The organism is Methanosarcina sp. A14 (assembly GCF_001729375.1).
Classification (GTDB): Archaea; Halobacteriota; Methanosarcinia; order Methanosarcinales; family Methanosarcinaceae; genus Methanosarcina; species Methanosarcina barkeri.
In genome coordinates, this window is record NZ_LZPK01000387.1 from 1 (window position 1) to 12,843 (window position 12,843).

Below are 12,843 nucleotides of genomic sequence, written 5' to 3' on the forward strand. Positions count from 1 at the left end.
ATAGTTGCGTTCTGGATGTAGTTTCTGTCAATTGCTATTGCTTTTACATCTGAAAAGTTCTTTGTTCCGGACAGCACCTGATTAATATAGTATTTTATGTGTCCTAAAACAATGAGTGTGTCATAGGTTCCATTGCCATCAAGCCCTGGCCAGTTAGGATCAGTTACATAAAAGCCGAGCTGGTGAAGATTAATGTACTTGGCTTTGACATCCTTGTCCACAAAGCCAGGCATTGAGCTGCCGGTTGCTGCAATAGGGATGTCTTTTGCTTTTGCAATCTTCACTGCCCTGTCCAAGAGTTCAGGGTCAAGGATTTTGGTCCCAACCACAAGAAGTGGCCTCTTTGCTTTTGCAATCAATTTAGCTGCGATCTCTGGAGTTGTTGTTTTTGCAGTTGTTACTCCGTAGCTGGTGAAGAGCTTGGTATTTTTGGTAGTGTCTACCATTTTCAGGCCCCCTTGCAAAGTCTCTTGAGGTTAGTTGGCTGTGCTGAGACGTCGAATTTGATCTTCGGACCGGAAATTATCTTCTTCCTCTTCCAGTCAATTTCCCAGCCATGCTCGGCTTCCAGTCTCTTGAGGAGTTCCTCACGCTTGGCAAGTGGGAGGTCAGCTTCAGTTCTGACGAACTTCCACCAATCTTCTGGCTCTACACCAAGGTACTTCTTGGAGAGTTCCATCCAGTGGGTCAGCTTTATGGACCTTCCCATGCTGTTATCGGACGGGCGGATGCAGGCTTTTGCCATCATCGGGATTGCTTCCTGCCAGGTTTCTGCAGTTGTCAACAGGAATTCCGGTGCTGGTGGAATGTTCATCTCTGAACCGTCTCTGGCATCATAGACTTTCCACTTGGACTCGTCATAGTTCTTGGCGATCAGGGCTCTCCTGTACTTGGAACCATGGGGGCCGAGTACTGCAGGGATACCAAAAATATTACAGCCGGTACCAATTGCAGCAGCCTTCTGTGAGTATCCACCCCAGGCAAGTCCACATGCACCTACACGGTTAAGTGTATAGTCTGCAATTTCAGCAAGGTTTCCTGTCATGTTTCTCTGAGCAAAGATTCCGGCAACTTTTTCGGCAGCTCCACTGATGTGTGCATTGGACACACAGGAACCAGTGTTAAGCAGTCCACCACCTGCGAATGTACCTGGGTACTTTTCGTAAAGGGTCTTGCCATCCTCGTCCTTGTACATACCGATGTCCATTGCGGAACAACCGCTTACAGCCAGGAGGTAGTTTCTCTTCAGGAACTCTTCGGCGATGAGGTAGACATCTTTAGTACCAGCTGGATAGTTCGGGCATCCGATAATAGCGATGATACCTGGGGTAGTTCCCATGACAAGGTTCAGGCCTTCTTTCCTGATTTCCGCGTCACTTGCCTGTCCTCTGCCAGCTCTGACCAGCCCTTTCTCTTCGCTGATAGCCTTCTGTGCAGCTTTCTCAATCACGTTTACGATTGGGATTTCTTTCTTACAGACCTGTTCACAGCGGCGGCATCCAATACAGCGGTCATGGAGAGCTTCAAGGTATTCGTAGCTTCCTTTAGCTGCAAACTCCAGAGCTTCTGGGATATCCAGTTCTTCTGGGCATGCAAGCCTGCATTCTCCACACTTGACACACTTGTCGATATATACCTTGAATTCTTCATCAGTCGGAATTGCTGTTATGCCTTCTGCGTCGCGGATTGGAGCCATTACCTGGGCAAGCTTCGGGACAAGTTCTCCAAGTTTTTCATAGTCAAGTACTACGCAACCAGGGATTGCTCCTGATTTTAATTCCTCAATTATTGAATCCACATCTGCGTCTGTACGGTCCGGCAGGCCCATCATTATCTTTTCATTAGAAGCGATAACAGGGATCTTGAGCTTCTGGGATTCTGACAGAACATCACCGCGGACGCACTGTTCATCGACAACAATTACATCAGGCATTCCGGAGCGGATAATCTTCAGTTCTTTGGCCAGGGACCCTACGATCTTGGCATATGGAGCTCTTCTGTCGGCTTCTTTGTACCTGGTCATATCGAATGCGGTACAGCAAAGCCCGGCAATTTCCATCTTGTCGGTCAGGTTGTTGTCTTCCATATAGTCCATAATATAAGTTACACCGGCAACATTGTGTCCGATTGCGACAATGAGCGGCTTGGACTTGTCAATAGCTCCCATTCCAATTTCAATGAGTGGGGCTTCGGGGTCAGCTTTCGGAAAATCGTATGCTGAAACCTGAGCGATATCAGAAACTTCCATACCAACATGGTCAAGACTGCCGCTGAAGAGGGCTTTTGAATCGTAGTCAATTTCTGCGCTTTCCTGTCCTGCATGGATAGTTGCAAGTAGCTGAGTGAGCTCTTCTTCAACATACTCCATTGGAGCCCTGCATTCTCCAAGAGTCTTCGGCTTGTATCCTGTACAGATTGTGACATTTGGAGTCAGGACGTTCGATTCTCCGAGACTTATCGGGTAGTCTTCACCAAAGACTTCTATTACATGTTCAAGCAGGTGACGACCGTGGGCAGCGTGACATGCAGTACCTGTAATCACACGAAGGAAAAATTCCCTTCCTGTGTGGCCTGCCATGTCAATACCACAGGCACCTCTCTTATTTTTAGACAGGTCGCATGGTCCATAAGTACAGTAGCAGCACTGGTCACACATGGGGGTCAAGACAGGTTCATAGCGGTTGAGCAGGATAAAGTTCCAATCATTTCTATAAGCTGCCATATTTGCCAGAGGTGTCGGGCCCATCGGTCCTGACTCTTCCTCTTTTGCTTCTTTGGCAACCTCCTTTGCTGCCCCTACAATGTTGTTAATAGTGATCTGAACGGATTCGAGATCTTCGATAGAAAAACTCCCGGTAGTTAGTTTGCTCATTTGAGCTTTACCTCCTAAATTTGTATAAAGTCGACTTTACCAAGACGATTGCAATTTTTAATTTTTCGGCGTTTGTAATTACCAAACACTCCTTGCCGTCTGCTTAAAGTTACAACCGTGTAAGTAAATGTACTTCTGGCAAAATATTATTCGTCAATTTTTTCAAATAACAAGTATTTTACCAGCGTTTTTCCAGTTAAAGTCGTTTTTAGAGGGAATATTCTCTACATAAAAGTCGTTTTTAGGGCTTAATCTCTCTTCAAAACCATTTTTACGCCCATTGTCTCAAAAAAACCGTTTTTGCCAACGATTGAGACCTTAATCATAAGCAGAGGTCGCTACCGATGGATAATAAACACTAATTAAATGTCTTAACGTACCAAATCTATATAATATTTTCTAATTTGTAACACGCATTTCGAGATGGGTAAAGTGGGAATGTTCAGAATCAGTGGACTTTATGAGTTTATTTTAACTATTCTTTCAAAAAAGAAATTAGTGCCTTTAGATATGGTTTTTTCAGTAAAATCTGTTATAACACTAGTGTTATATCTCTTTGTGCTATTTATTGTTAACAATCACATTTTTCACTCATGTTTACTACGAATTATTATGTAAATATTTGTTACTATATGAAGTACTAATTCTTACTCAAAATATATCTTTGCAGATAATATAAAATCATATAAATTTTTTAAATTTTATAATTATCCCTTAAATAATTAAATGGAAAATTATTTATAGGCTTAGCATTGCCATACTGCTTTATACAGTAAACGCCGTAAACTATTTTTGTATTTTCACAGAAAATAAATAAAAATAAAATTTTTATTTAAATATAAATCAATTTATTCTTTAAAAAAAATACTACATATTCGGATAAAAAAAGCATTGATCCATTCTCCAATAAGTCCACTCTTAAACAGGTTCATTTTTGAACATTATGAAAATAACTTTTCAGGAAGAATTGGTTTTACTCTTTCCACGCTTCAGGAAGAATTGGTTTTACTCTTTCCACGAGCTTTAGTCTCTTTATTTCATCAAAGATTTGGACGAGGGTAAATTGGCTTAGTTAATAATAGCCTCTGAAATGCGGAATTTTAAATAAGGTGAACGTCTAAGCCATAATATCCGGATAATTTACTGGCTTATAGTCACGCCTACAATTATTGCAACAAAAACTCATTGTACCTTATTGAGTAGTTGCATTATTTATCCTCGTGACTATACGTATAAAGCATTTAAGTAAGCACTCTATTAATTCAGAAGCGGTTCTTAGAATTAAGAGTCAGTTCTCAGAATTAAGAGTTTTAAAGTAATATAAATATCAATGATCAAGTCAATGAAAACAATATTACCGATCGATATCATTCTAAGCTGAGATTCTCATCTGGGTTACAGGTGAGATACTTTAAGCACCTCAAGTTCTATAATTGCTTCAACTTCAAGGCAGTATTAATATGATATTAAATGGAGATAATTGGAACATAAATTGGAGAGTAATTGGAATATAAACCGGAGAGTAATTGGAAATATGTTTAACCTTAATGCAGCTTATATCCCTGGAGGCGGAACAGGTGGCAGGTAAAAATTCTGTTTTCGCAAGCCCGTCACTATCAATCATTGTCCTTTGTACACTTTCATTCTTCTTGGAAATGATTCCGGGCATAGGTGATGCCTATTTTAACGCTTTTTATTTTGACCCTAATTATCTTGTAACAAGGCCGTGGACGCTTATTACATACATATTTCTACACAACGGTTTAGTTCATCTTTTATTCAATATGCTCGTCCTGTACTTCTTCGGAACTGCACTTGAGCGGCGGATCGGGAACAAACAGCTTCTGGCAATTTTTTTCACTGCCGGAGTTCTATCGGCAATAGGGTATACCTTTTTAAGTCAGCCAATATTCAATATCTCGCCTGGCCCAATGATTGGCGCAAGCGGAGCAATATACGGAGTCTTTGCAGCTCTTACAATAATTGAGCCGGATATTCGTGTCTATGTTTACTTTGTCCCTATGAAACTAAAACATGCCCTGGTGCTTTTTGCTTTACTTGATTTTCTTATGGTTAACTCATCGGACATGATAGCCCATACAGCCCACCTTAGCGGTCTCTTTGTCGGTCTTTATATGGGTTTCCGCATAAAGAAAATTCAGGAAAATGCTCTGAGATCCAGATACATCGGCAGGTGGTAACTCTGGAAGGAAATGACCTTCTAGAGGGCGCATACTACTATCCGAGACCCTATCCAGGAGAGAAAATTCCTATCCTGGTTTTGAATTTCAGGAGACTATGTGCAGCCTGGTCTCCGGAATTGAAAAAGACCCTGTACTTTGAAAAAAAACCTGATGATGAAAATCTGAAAAGGGTACGGGAAATTAATCTTCTCCACGTCTATGATTGGCTTGCGGGTAGGGAAGGAGTGATAGAGCTTACTGATTCGGAGTTTGAGCAGTTCATGGAAGTTTATGAGACTTTTCTGGAAAGGCTTGGAGAAATCCAGTACCTCAGACGCAAAAAAGGAAGAAAAACGGAAAACATTTTTGAACTCAAAGAATCTCCATATGTTATTCGGGAAGTAAAAAAGGGACTCTTTTCCAACAATTTATAAATAAAATTACTACGTTTTATAGATCTACGTTTTATAGATCGGGATTTTTGTTTTGCCGGAGTTTCTTCCTTCCTGTTCGCAGGAAGACTCTCAGGTTTTTCAATCCAGTCGTTCATAGAAGGATAGAGTTGCAAACTTTGATTGCCTTAATATGCAAATGTTTTACTACAGAAAAGCAGATATAAGGTATCATCGGATTGAATGCAAAATTGTGGTATTAAGATATAAACTTAGAAATTCGGAACTTTAAACCTCAAATGCTGATCGTGGAAGCATAAACTCTGTACCGGCAGATTGGAGGGCTGCTGGAAGTGTAGCTTCCCCCAGAGTTAGTGCTATATAATCATATGGCGCAAGCAAATAAGGTACAGGTTCCGTGAACTGTAAGATCACAGAGGACATTGATAATGAAACCTGTAAAAAGCGGAATCGACTCAATATCAAAATACCTCCGCTCGAAAAAAGAAGTTGGCAGGCGGAAAATAGGACTTTTAGTGGATGGCCCGAATATTCTCAGAAAAGAATTTGATGTAAATCTTGAGGAGATAAGGGACGTCCTGAAAGATTATGGGAATATCAAAATCGGGCGCGTTTTTCTTAACCAATACGCCTCTGACAAGCTTGTGGAAGCTATCGAAAATCATGGGCTTGAACCTATAATTTGTTCGAGCGATGTTGATGTGCGCCTCGCAGTAGAGGGCATGGAGCTAGTATATAATCCTAATATTGATACTCTTGCAATTGTTACAAGGGATGCGGACTTCAAGCCTTTGTTGAACAAAGCAAATGAGCATGGCAAAGAAACTATCATTTTTGGAGTTGAGCCCGGTTTTTCCACAGCGTTAAAGAATTCTGCGGACTATGTTATTCTTATGAAGAAAGACAGAATGAGCAGTTATGATGAGTCCAATGAAATGGGGTCCGGTGAAGGAAAAATTGATGCATCGGAATATCAGGACAGTATGTACGAAGAGTCCATAGAAAAAACCTAATTTATGCCTGTCCCTTTTGATATTCCTTTCTTACTTTTTTAATGGTAGTTAACTTCTACGCCAAGGATTTCTTTCTCTCCTGCAAAAACATCACGTGCTATCTCGGCACAGCCTATTGCAGCATGCCATTTTCCAAGACACTGACATTCTTGCCCCAGATGTGCATGGATTTTTTTCTGTACATATCCAAATTCGCCTACGGATCCAGCAAGAAAAACGTCTCCGATTGTTTTATAGTCCTTAAGAAGAAGCTGCATTGACGCAATTTCCATGGCGGCGAACAGTGAAATAGTATCAAGAGCCAGGAGGGCAGAGCTTTCTTTTTTTTCGGCTGCAAGGAGTAGTTCTTCCCTATCTTTATATGGAGTCATTTTCAAAGCTCCGGCTTCCATAAAAGCCTGGTTGGCGGTGCGGTATCCGTTATCTACGTCCCTTATAGCTTGCAGGTCAAGGGGCCCGTGATGAACACCCGGGGCAAATATGCAAGCATCGATTGCTCCAATTACCTTCCCGTCGGCAATGGCAAGAGTAACAGTATTTGAACTTATATCGGAAACCACGAAGTTATTATAACCAAGGCGCAGGATGTGGTAAGCAATTCCTAATTTCTCGGGACTTGTTAGATGGGAAAATACCTTCATTCTAGGATCTACCTTGCTCTCCGTATGAAGTCCAGGGATTGCTATTGCCGGAATTCCAGAGTTCCGAATGGCATCAAAAACTCTTGTACCCCCTCCTGTCTTTTTTCCTGCTCCTTCAATACTTTTGAGCCCTCTTCCTTCAAGATTCCTGATATCATTTATTGTGGAAAAACCATCTCCCATCGAATACGTCAGTGCAATAAGGTCGATTTTCTCACGCTGAATTCCAAAATGTTCCTCAAGCGAGGTCAAAATCTCATTTTCGGACATGGCTGCTGCCTCAGCTCTCTCAAGTTCAAAGGTATGGGTACTTTCTCCTTCTATGAGAGCAAAACGCATTGCAGTTGTGCCATGATCAATCCCTATAAAGGCCAATTACCTGTCTCTCCTTTAACGCCTCAGAAGGCAGTTTTCAAGATTTCGTTCAGTTCATCCATAATTCTATCTCCCTCGTCAGCGGTTCCAACTGTTGTTACCAGTCTTATTTCCTGAAAACTCCTGCCTTCAGAGAGCAATAGCCTCAAATTCCCTCTCGCATCCGCACGCAGTGCTTTCCCAGTGAGGCTGCCTCCCGCAACGCCTTTTACAGAAATTACGGTTGGGATTACTTTTTTTACTTCAGGGTGCTGGCTTACAAGCTTTACAAGTTTTTTACCAGCCCTTCCCCCGATGATTGTCGTATGTACTCCACCAAGCTTATTTTTCAAGGAGCTTTGCGCGTTCTCCTGTAAGTTAGTTTTGTTTTCCGTCATTGTAGTCAAACCGGTAATCTGTTCCCCTGACAACTTTTTCCTTTTCTTATTTGTCGTTTTTATATTTATCACGTATATCTATTTATCCGGTTAGAATCTCAAAGAAGTGTTGCAGACTATAAACCTTCTTATCAAGGTTTTGTCCTGAAGCCAGAAGCTATAAAAAAAGGTATCTCCAGGATCTCAGAAACACAGAGCGCCAGATCCTGGATTATGTCGTTTTTCTCTAAAAACGCTTTTTTGGGAAAGTCCGTTTTTTTCGTTAAAATCAGATATTTTCAAGTTCCTTCATGCTTATGAGCCTGATGCCTTCTTCTTCAAGTGTTTTAATTGCCTTTTCAATGTCATTGACCCTGACTATTAAAAGGGCTTTCTGATCCTTGGTGACAAAAGCATATGCATAGTCAATGTTGATCTTGACTTTTCCGAACACTTCTGCAATACGTGACATGCTGCCTGGGACATCGTTCATTTCGATTCCCATAACATTGGTTTCGGAAACGGTAAACCCTGCATCATGGAGTATTTTGTGAGCATAGTCGGATCTGTCCACAACCATGCGGATTATTCCGAAGTCTCCGGACTCGGCAATGGTAAATGCCCTGATATTTATGCCGGCGCTTTTCAGTTTATTTGCGACGTTTGCAAGTCTGCCAGGTTTATTTTCCGCAAAAAGGGAAATCTGCTTTATAATTTTATCTTCCATTCCAGCACCCATGTCCTTATATTGCTTGTTCTATGTAATTATACTGTTTATCCTTATTCTCTCTTACTTCTTTTTATAGTCTTCTTGCCAGAGTATAATATGAGTTCCTATGTCAATATAATATAGTCTCTATGTATACTTTAAGCTTACATACAGTTTTTAAGCTTATGACCAGTTATAATCAACTCAGTAATAAATCGTCTATTTAGAGTGTTATCTACTGGTATTGTTCTTGTATATAAACCTAAATCTTTTCTGCACTGGCTATTTAATATTACATCTGTGAATTTTAATTATATCTATGAACTTAATATTACATCTAAGAACTTTACTTTACGTCTGGCTCAGCATTGAAAATGAAACTCAAAAGTTCGTCCCCAAAAAAGTGAAACCTGCAGGGCAGTAATATTTGCAGGTTTTGTTTTATTTGCAGGTTTTGTTTTCGCTCTTTGAAGCTTTCAAATCTTTCGCTTATCGATAACTTTCTTTGATTTTCCTTCAGAGCGGGGCAGAGAGCCGTGCTCCACCAGTTCTACCTGGACTGCAAGATTAAGTACACTTTTTAATGCACTCGAAATCTTCTTTTTAAGTGCCATCATGTCTGACATTTTATCACTAAAAACAGACTCATTCATTTCAATCTGGACTTTCATGGAGTCAAGGGGTCCAATCCTGTCTACAATGATCATGAAATGGTTCCCGACTTCAGGAATCTTCATGAGGACCGATTCAACCTGTCCTGGGAACACATTGATGCCGCGTACGATAATCATATCATCCGAACGCCCGCTGATGCGTGTAATCCTGGGATGGGTTCTTCCGCACACGCAGGGCTCCGAAATCTTTCGTGTAAGGTCTCTTACTCTGTAACGGATTAGAGGAAGAGCTTCTTTATTGAGAGTCGTGATTACGAGTTCTCCAATCTCGCCATCAGGAACAGGCTCATCTGTTTCGGGATTAATTATCTCAACAAGGAATTTGTCTGCCCATATATGAATTCCGCACTGTTCTGAGCATTCGGTAAAGAGAGGCCCGCTCATTTCCGATGTTCCGTAAATATCAATAGCTTTAATCCCTGATTCGTCTTCTATACGTTTCTTGAGTTCTTCGGACCAGGGCTCGGCTCCGAAAAATCCCATCTTTAATTTAGTGTCATCCCTGATACTAATGCCTTCTTTCCTTGCAGTCTCAATCAGATAAAGGAAGTAAGAAGGCGTGCAGGCTATAGCAGTGACGTCAAGGTCTCTCATAAGCTCAAGCTGGCGTTCAGTATTTCCTGAACTTGTAGGAAGTACGGTTGCACCCAGTTTTTCGCTTCCGTAATGAGCACCGAGTCCACCTGTAAAAAGTCCGTACCCATAACTTACCTGAAGGATATCATTTTTCCCCAGTCCAACAGAAGTAAATCCTCTTGCAAGAGATTCTGCCCACTCATCAATGTCATTCTGGGTATACCCTACGACTATAGGTTTGCCTGTAGTACCTGAAGAAGCGTGGAAACGAGTGAGTTTTGAGTTAGGGACGCAAAACATACCAGTTGGATAGGTATCTCTGAGATCCTGCTTAACTGTAAAAGGTAACTTTCTGATATCTTCAAGAGTTTGGATGTCTTCCGGCTTAACTCCGTGTTCATCAAACTTTTTTCTATAAAAAGGAGAGTTTTCATACACATAATGTACAAGTCGCTTCAACTTTTCTTCCTGCAGCTTATTCAAATTCTCTACAGGCATTGTCTCTATCTCAGGATCCCAGTATTCTGGCATTTTTTCACACTCTGTATATCTTATGTTCTGGGCTCTCGATATCAGGCCCGACATTTTCTAGCTTTTTTCCTGCACATCTCATTTCATGCCGCTTTAAGGTCATGTTTCAGTTCTCTTCATCTCTCTAATATTGCTTTTTTACTCCGATTGCTTTCTTACTCCGGAGTTTATTATTTTCGAGTTTATTATTTTCAACGGAGATATACTTCCGGCAAATATAATATGAAGATTGGCTGGATTAATATGAAGATTAAGCTAGATTCTCATATAAATATTAGCTGTTAAGCCGAAAAAAGATTTTATATGTAAGCCCGAAAGCTGGATGCATAAAGGGCGAAAGTCCACCGAGTGATCAATATATGGATTTTGTGATAATTCGGCAGGTTTGCGCATCCGGTAAATTCTATAATTCCCGGATTACGTTACCGGATTCCATTACGATTCAATTACCGGATTCAATTACTGAATGTAGTTATTGGATTCAGTTCTCGAACTTCCGGTTTTATGAGACAAAATGAGATTTCAAGTATACTATGAATTTAGGGATTTTTGAAGTATATTCTGAAGAATGAACTTCTTTTGATTTTATTCTGAAAAATAAACTTCTTTTGATTCAATTCTGAAGAATGTAACCTCTTTTTACTTGGAGAAATCACTCATTTTCAAACTCTTCGATATCATCCTCAAAAGAGATCTCTTTTGACGTTCCTCCAAGAGAAGTTTCCAGAATTTTCTTTGTTCTTTCCCTGCATTTATCCAGCACTTCTTTCATGTCACCGATCACATCGATTCCGGCAGCCCCGGAATGTCCGCCGCCTGTGCCATTGTATTCGTTACCTATATCTTCCATTAGCTGGCCAAGGTTAACCCCGGCACTTACAACGTCACGCTTTGCTCTTGCACTTATCCTGACGCTTTCACCTTTGGATGTACCAACAAAAGCGACATCTGCACCGATATTAATGAGCATGGAAGACGCAGAACCTCCAAAAGAGCTGACATGGGAAGATGCTATCAACATATCCTGCACTCTGTCGAGCTCGATGCGGCTTGCGGCTTTCAGGATAGCTATGCGCATGGAAATATCCTGTGGGGTAGCAGCCATAAGGTCCAGTACTTCCCCGTACTCAATGCCGCTGTCCTCTATGATTCTCGATACTGTCCGGAATGTATCTGCCGATGCATGTTTGAAATGCCCGGTATCAGTTACGATTCCCGTGAGCATCCCGATCCCCACCCGCCGGTTAATAGGTGCTCCCATTGCTTTTAAGATATTGTAAACTATTTCTACGGTAGAAGTACTGTTCCTATGCAGGAAAAATTCGGAATTTTCTGTCAGAGCAGTAGTTGTATGGTGATCGATCACACAATACCTGGTAAGCTCCAGATCATTTAATTGCGCTTTTGTGGAGGTATCAACCACAACGACAAAACCGTAATCCGCAGGATTGGGTTTATCCACAACTTCAATGTCAAGTCTATCTATAAGCACAGCAGCTACACGGTTGCAGCCATCCACAAGTCCGACAGTGCCTCCTATAGCTTCGGAAAGGGCAAAAGCACTGCTAACCGCGTCCGGATCTGCATTCCGGTGACACAAATACAAAATATTCCGATAGTCAAGGAGCCGGTTGAAAAACTCCGCTTCATCAACTTCCATTGTCCACTCTGGCTATCGTTTTTATAGGCATTGATCTCCCTGGATTCAAGAATTTTGAGATTTTTGCATGGTTTTTTTATGACTTTTGGCAAAGTTATACTTTATTTAATATTCCTTTATGCTGGAATGAAAAATAAAATTATTGTGCCCTGGGTCCCAAAGCCTGCTGAATCTGCTCCTGAAGTTGTTTAAAGCGAGATGTGAGCCTTTCTTCCTGCCTGGATATGGACTGAAGCCTGAGTGAGAGTGTTTCTTCCCTGTCTTTCAGTTTTGTAATGGACTCTTCCTTGTTCGTTTTTATTACTAACTCCCCTACATTTCGGTAGACTATTGCGTCGTCAGTGAGTCTTTCCAGCTCGTCAAGAGCCATCTTTGACTCTTTTTGCATAGCTTCAACCTGTGATTTTTGCATAGCCAGAGCCTGTATCTGCTGCTGTATCTGCTGAAGCTGTGCTATCTGGTTCTGAATTTGAGGAGGTAATTCTGCAGTCATATGATTTTCACCTGAGTCCTCAATAAACCTGAAGGGATTTTAATGTTTCTGTCCTTACAGCTTCTGAAAAGTTTCCCTTCGCCATTTGAAATTAATCTTGAGCCCTTTTGTCAGAAATTAAAATAACAGATTAATCCTGGATCTAACAGTATAATATTTATTAATTTGAGTTCTATTTGAGTTATATTTGAGTTATATCTGAGTTATATCTGAGTTATATCTGAATTATATCTGAAGATAAATGACCTTGTTAATCTCCAACCCGAAGGTTTGAAAAAATTGCTTGAGAATGAATAATTATAAAAGAACCCTTTATCAAAAAAGATCGTAAAAAATCATTTATCAAA

General features: G+C 40.9%; 11 protein-coding genes. 3 read left to right on the forward strand and 8 right to left on the reverse strand.

The annotated features are described in order from the left end of the window. Both cdhB and cdhA read right to left on the reverse strand, forming a co-directional pair. Positions 1-446 (reverse strand): CO dehydrogenase/acetyl-CoA synthase complex subunit epsilon (cdhB, locus tag A9239_RS17680; RefSeq protein ID WP_069575392.1); only part of this gene is annotated, 446 nt, incomplete at its 3' end. 2 nt (positions 447-448) lie between these two features. Continuing rightward, positions 449-2,872 (reverse strand): CO dehydrogenase/acetyl-CoA synthase complex subunit alpha, encoded by a 2,424-nt coding sequence (cdhA, locus tag A9239_RS17685; protein ID WP_048121422.1) that lies wholly within the window; start codon positions 2,870-2,872, stop codon positions 449-451. A gap of 1,577 nt (positions 2,873-4,449) precedes the next feature. On the opposite strand from cdhA, the gene A9239_RS17690 reads away from it, so the two are divergent. The 3 genes from A9239_RS17690 to A9239_RS17700 all read left to right on the forward strand — a co-directional run bounded on the left by A9239_RS17690 (position 4,450) and on the right by A9239_RS17700 (position 6,481). Continuing rightward, positions 4,450-5,073 carry a rhomboid family intramembrane serine protease gene (locus A9239_RS17690; protein ID WP_141706510.1) on the forward strand — a complete coding sequence of 208 codons (624 nt, stop codon included), beginning with the start codon at positions 4,450-4,452 and terminating at the stop codon, positions 5,071-5,073. Beyond that, positions 5,067-5,489, forward strand: coding sequence for a hypothetical protein (locus tag A9239_RS17695; protein WP_048156180.1), 423 nt, complete (start codon positions 5,067-5,069; stop codon positions 5,487-5,489). The genes A9239_RS17690 and A9239_RS17695 overlap by 7 nt, the downstream gene beginning before the upstream one ends. Positions 5,490-5,896: 407 nt before the next feature. Then, a complete protein-coding gene (locus tag A9239_RS17700) occupies positions 5,897-6,481 on the forward strand; it encodes a TIGR00288 family NYN domain-containing protein (RefSeq protein WP_048121417.1) in 585 nt (194 codons plus the stop codon). A gap of 38 nt (positions 6,482-6,519) precedes the next feature. On the opposite strand, the gene A9239_RS17705 is transcribed toward A9239_RS17700, so the two are convergent. The 6 genes from A9239_RS17705 to A9239_RS17730 all read right to left on the reverse strand — a co-directional run bounded on the left by A9239_RS17705 (position 6,520) and on the right by A9239_RS17730 (position 12,496). Further along, positions 6,520-7,497 (reverse strand): methanogenesis marker 12 protein, encoded by a 978-nt coding sequence (locus A9239_RS17705; RefSeq protein WP_048121415.1) that lies wholly within the window; start codon positions 7,495-7,497, stop codon positions 6,520-6,522. A 23-nt stretch (positions 7,498-7,520) separates the two neighbouring features. Continuing rightward, positions 7,521-7,874, reverse strand: coding sequence for a DUF2103 domain-containing protein (locus A9239_RS17710; RefSeq protein ID WP_048123491.1), 354 nt, complete (start codon positions 7,872-7,874; stop codon positions 7,521-7,523). Between the two features lie 268 nt (positions 7,875-8,142). After that, positions 8,143-8,580: an ACT domain-containing protein gene (locus tag A9239_RS17715; RefSeq protein WP_048123489.1), complete on the reverse strand. Its 438-nt coding sequence runs from the start codon at positions 8,578-8,580 to the stop codon at positions 8,143-8,145. 458 nt (positions 8,581-9,038) lie between these two features. Then, positions 9,039-10,343 carry a phenylacetate--CoA ligase family protein gene (locus A9239_RS17720; protein ID WP_048123488.1) on the reverse strand — a complete coding sequence of 435 codons (1,305 nt, stop codon included), beginning with the start codon at positions 10,341-10,343 and terminating at the stop codon, positions 9,039-9,041. A 652-nt stretch (positions 10,344-10,995) separates the two neighbouring features. Then, the gene (locus A9239_RS17725; protein ID WP_048121413.1) at positions 10,996-12,003 is read right to left on the reverse strand and encodes a bifunctional oligoribonuclease/PAP phosphatase NrnA; all 1,008 of its coding nucleotides are present in this window, start codon (positions 12,001-12,003) and stop codon (positions 10,996-10,998) included. Between the two features lie 139 nt (positions 12,004-12,142). Next, positions 12,143-12,496: a prefoldin subunit beta gene (locus A9239_RS17730; RefSeq protein WP_048121411.1), complete on the reverse strand. Its 354-nt coding sequence runs from the start codon at positions 12,494-12,496 to the stop codon at positions 12,143-12,145. Between the last annotated feature and the right edge of the window lie 347 nt (positions 12,497-12,843).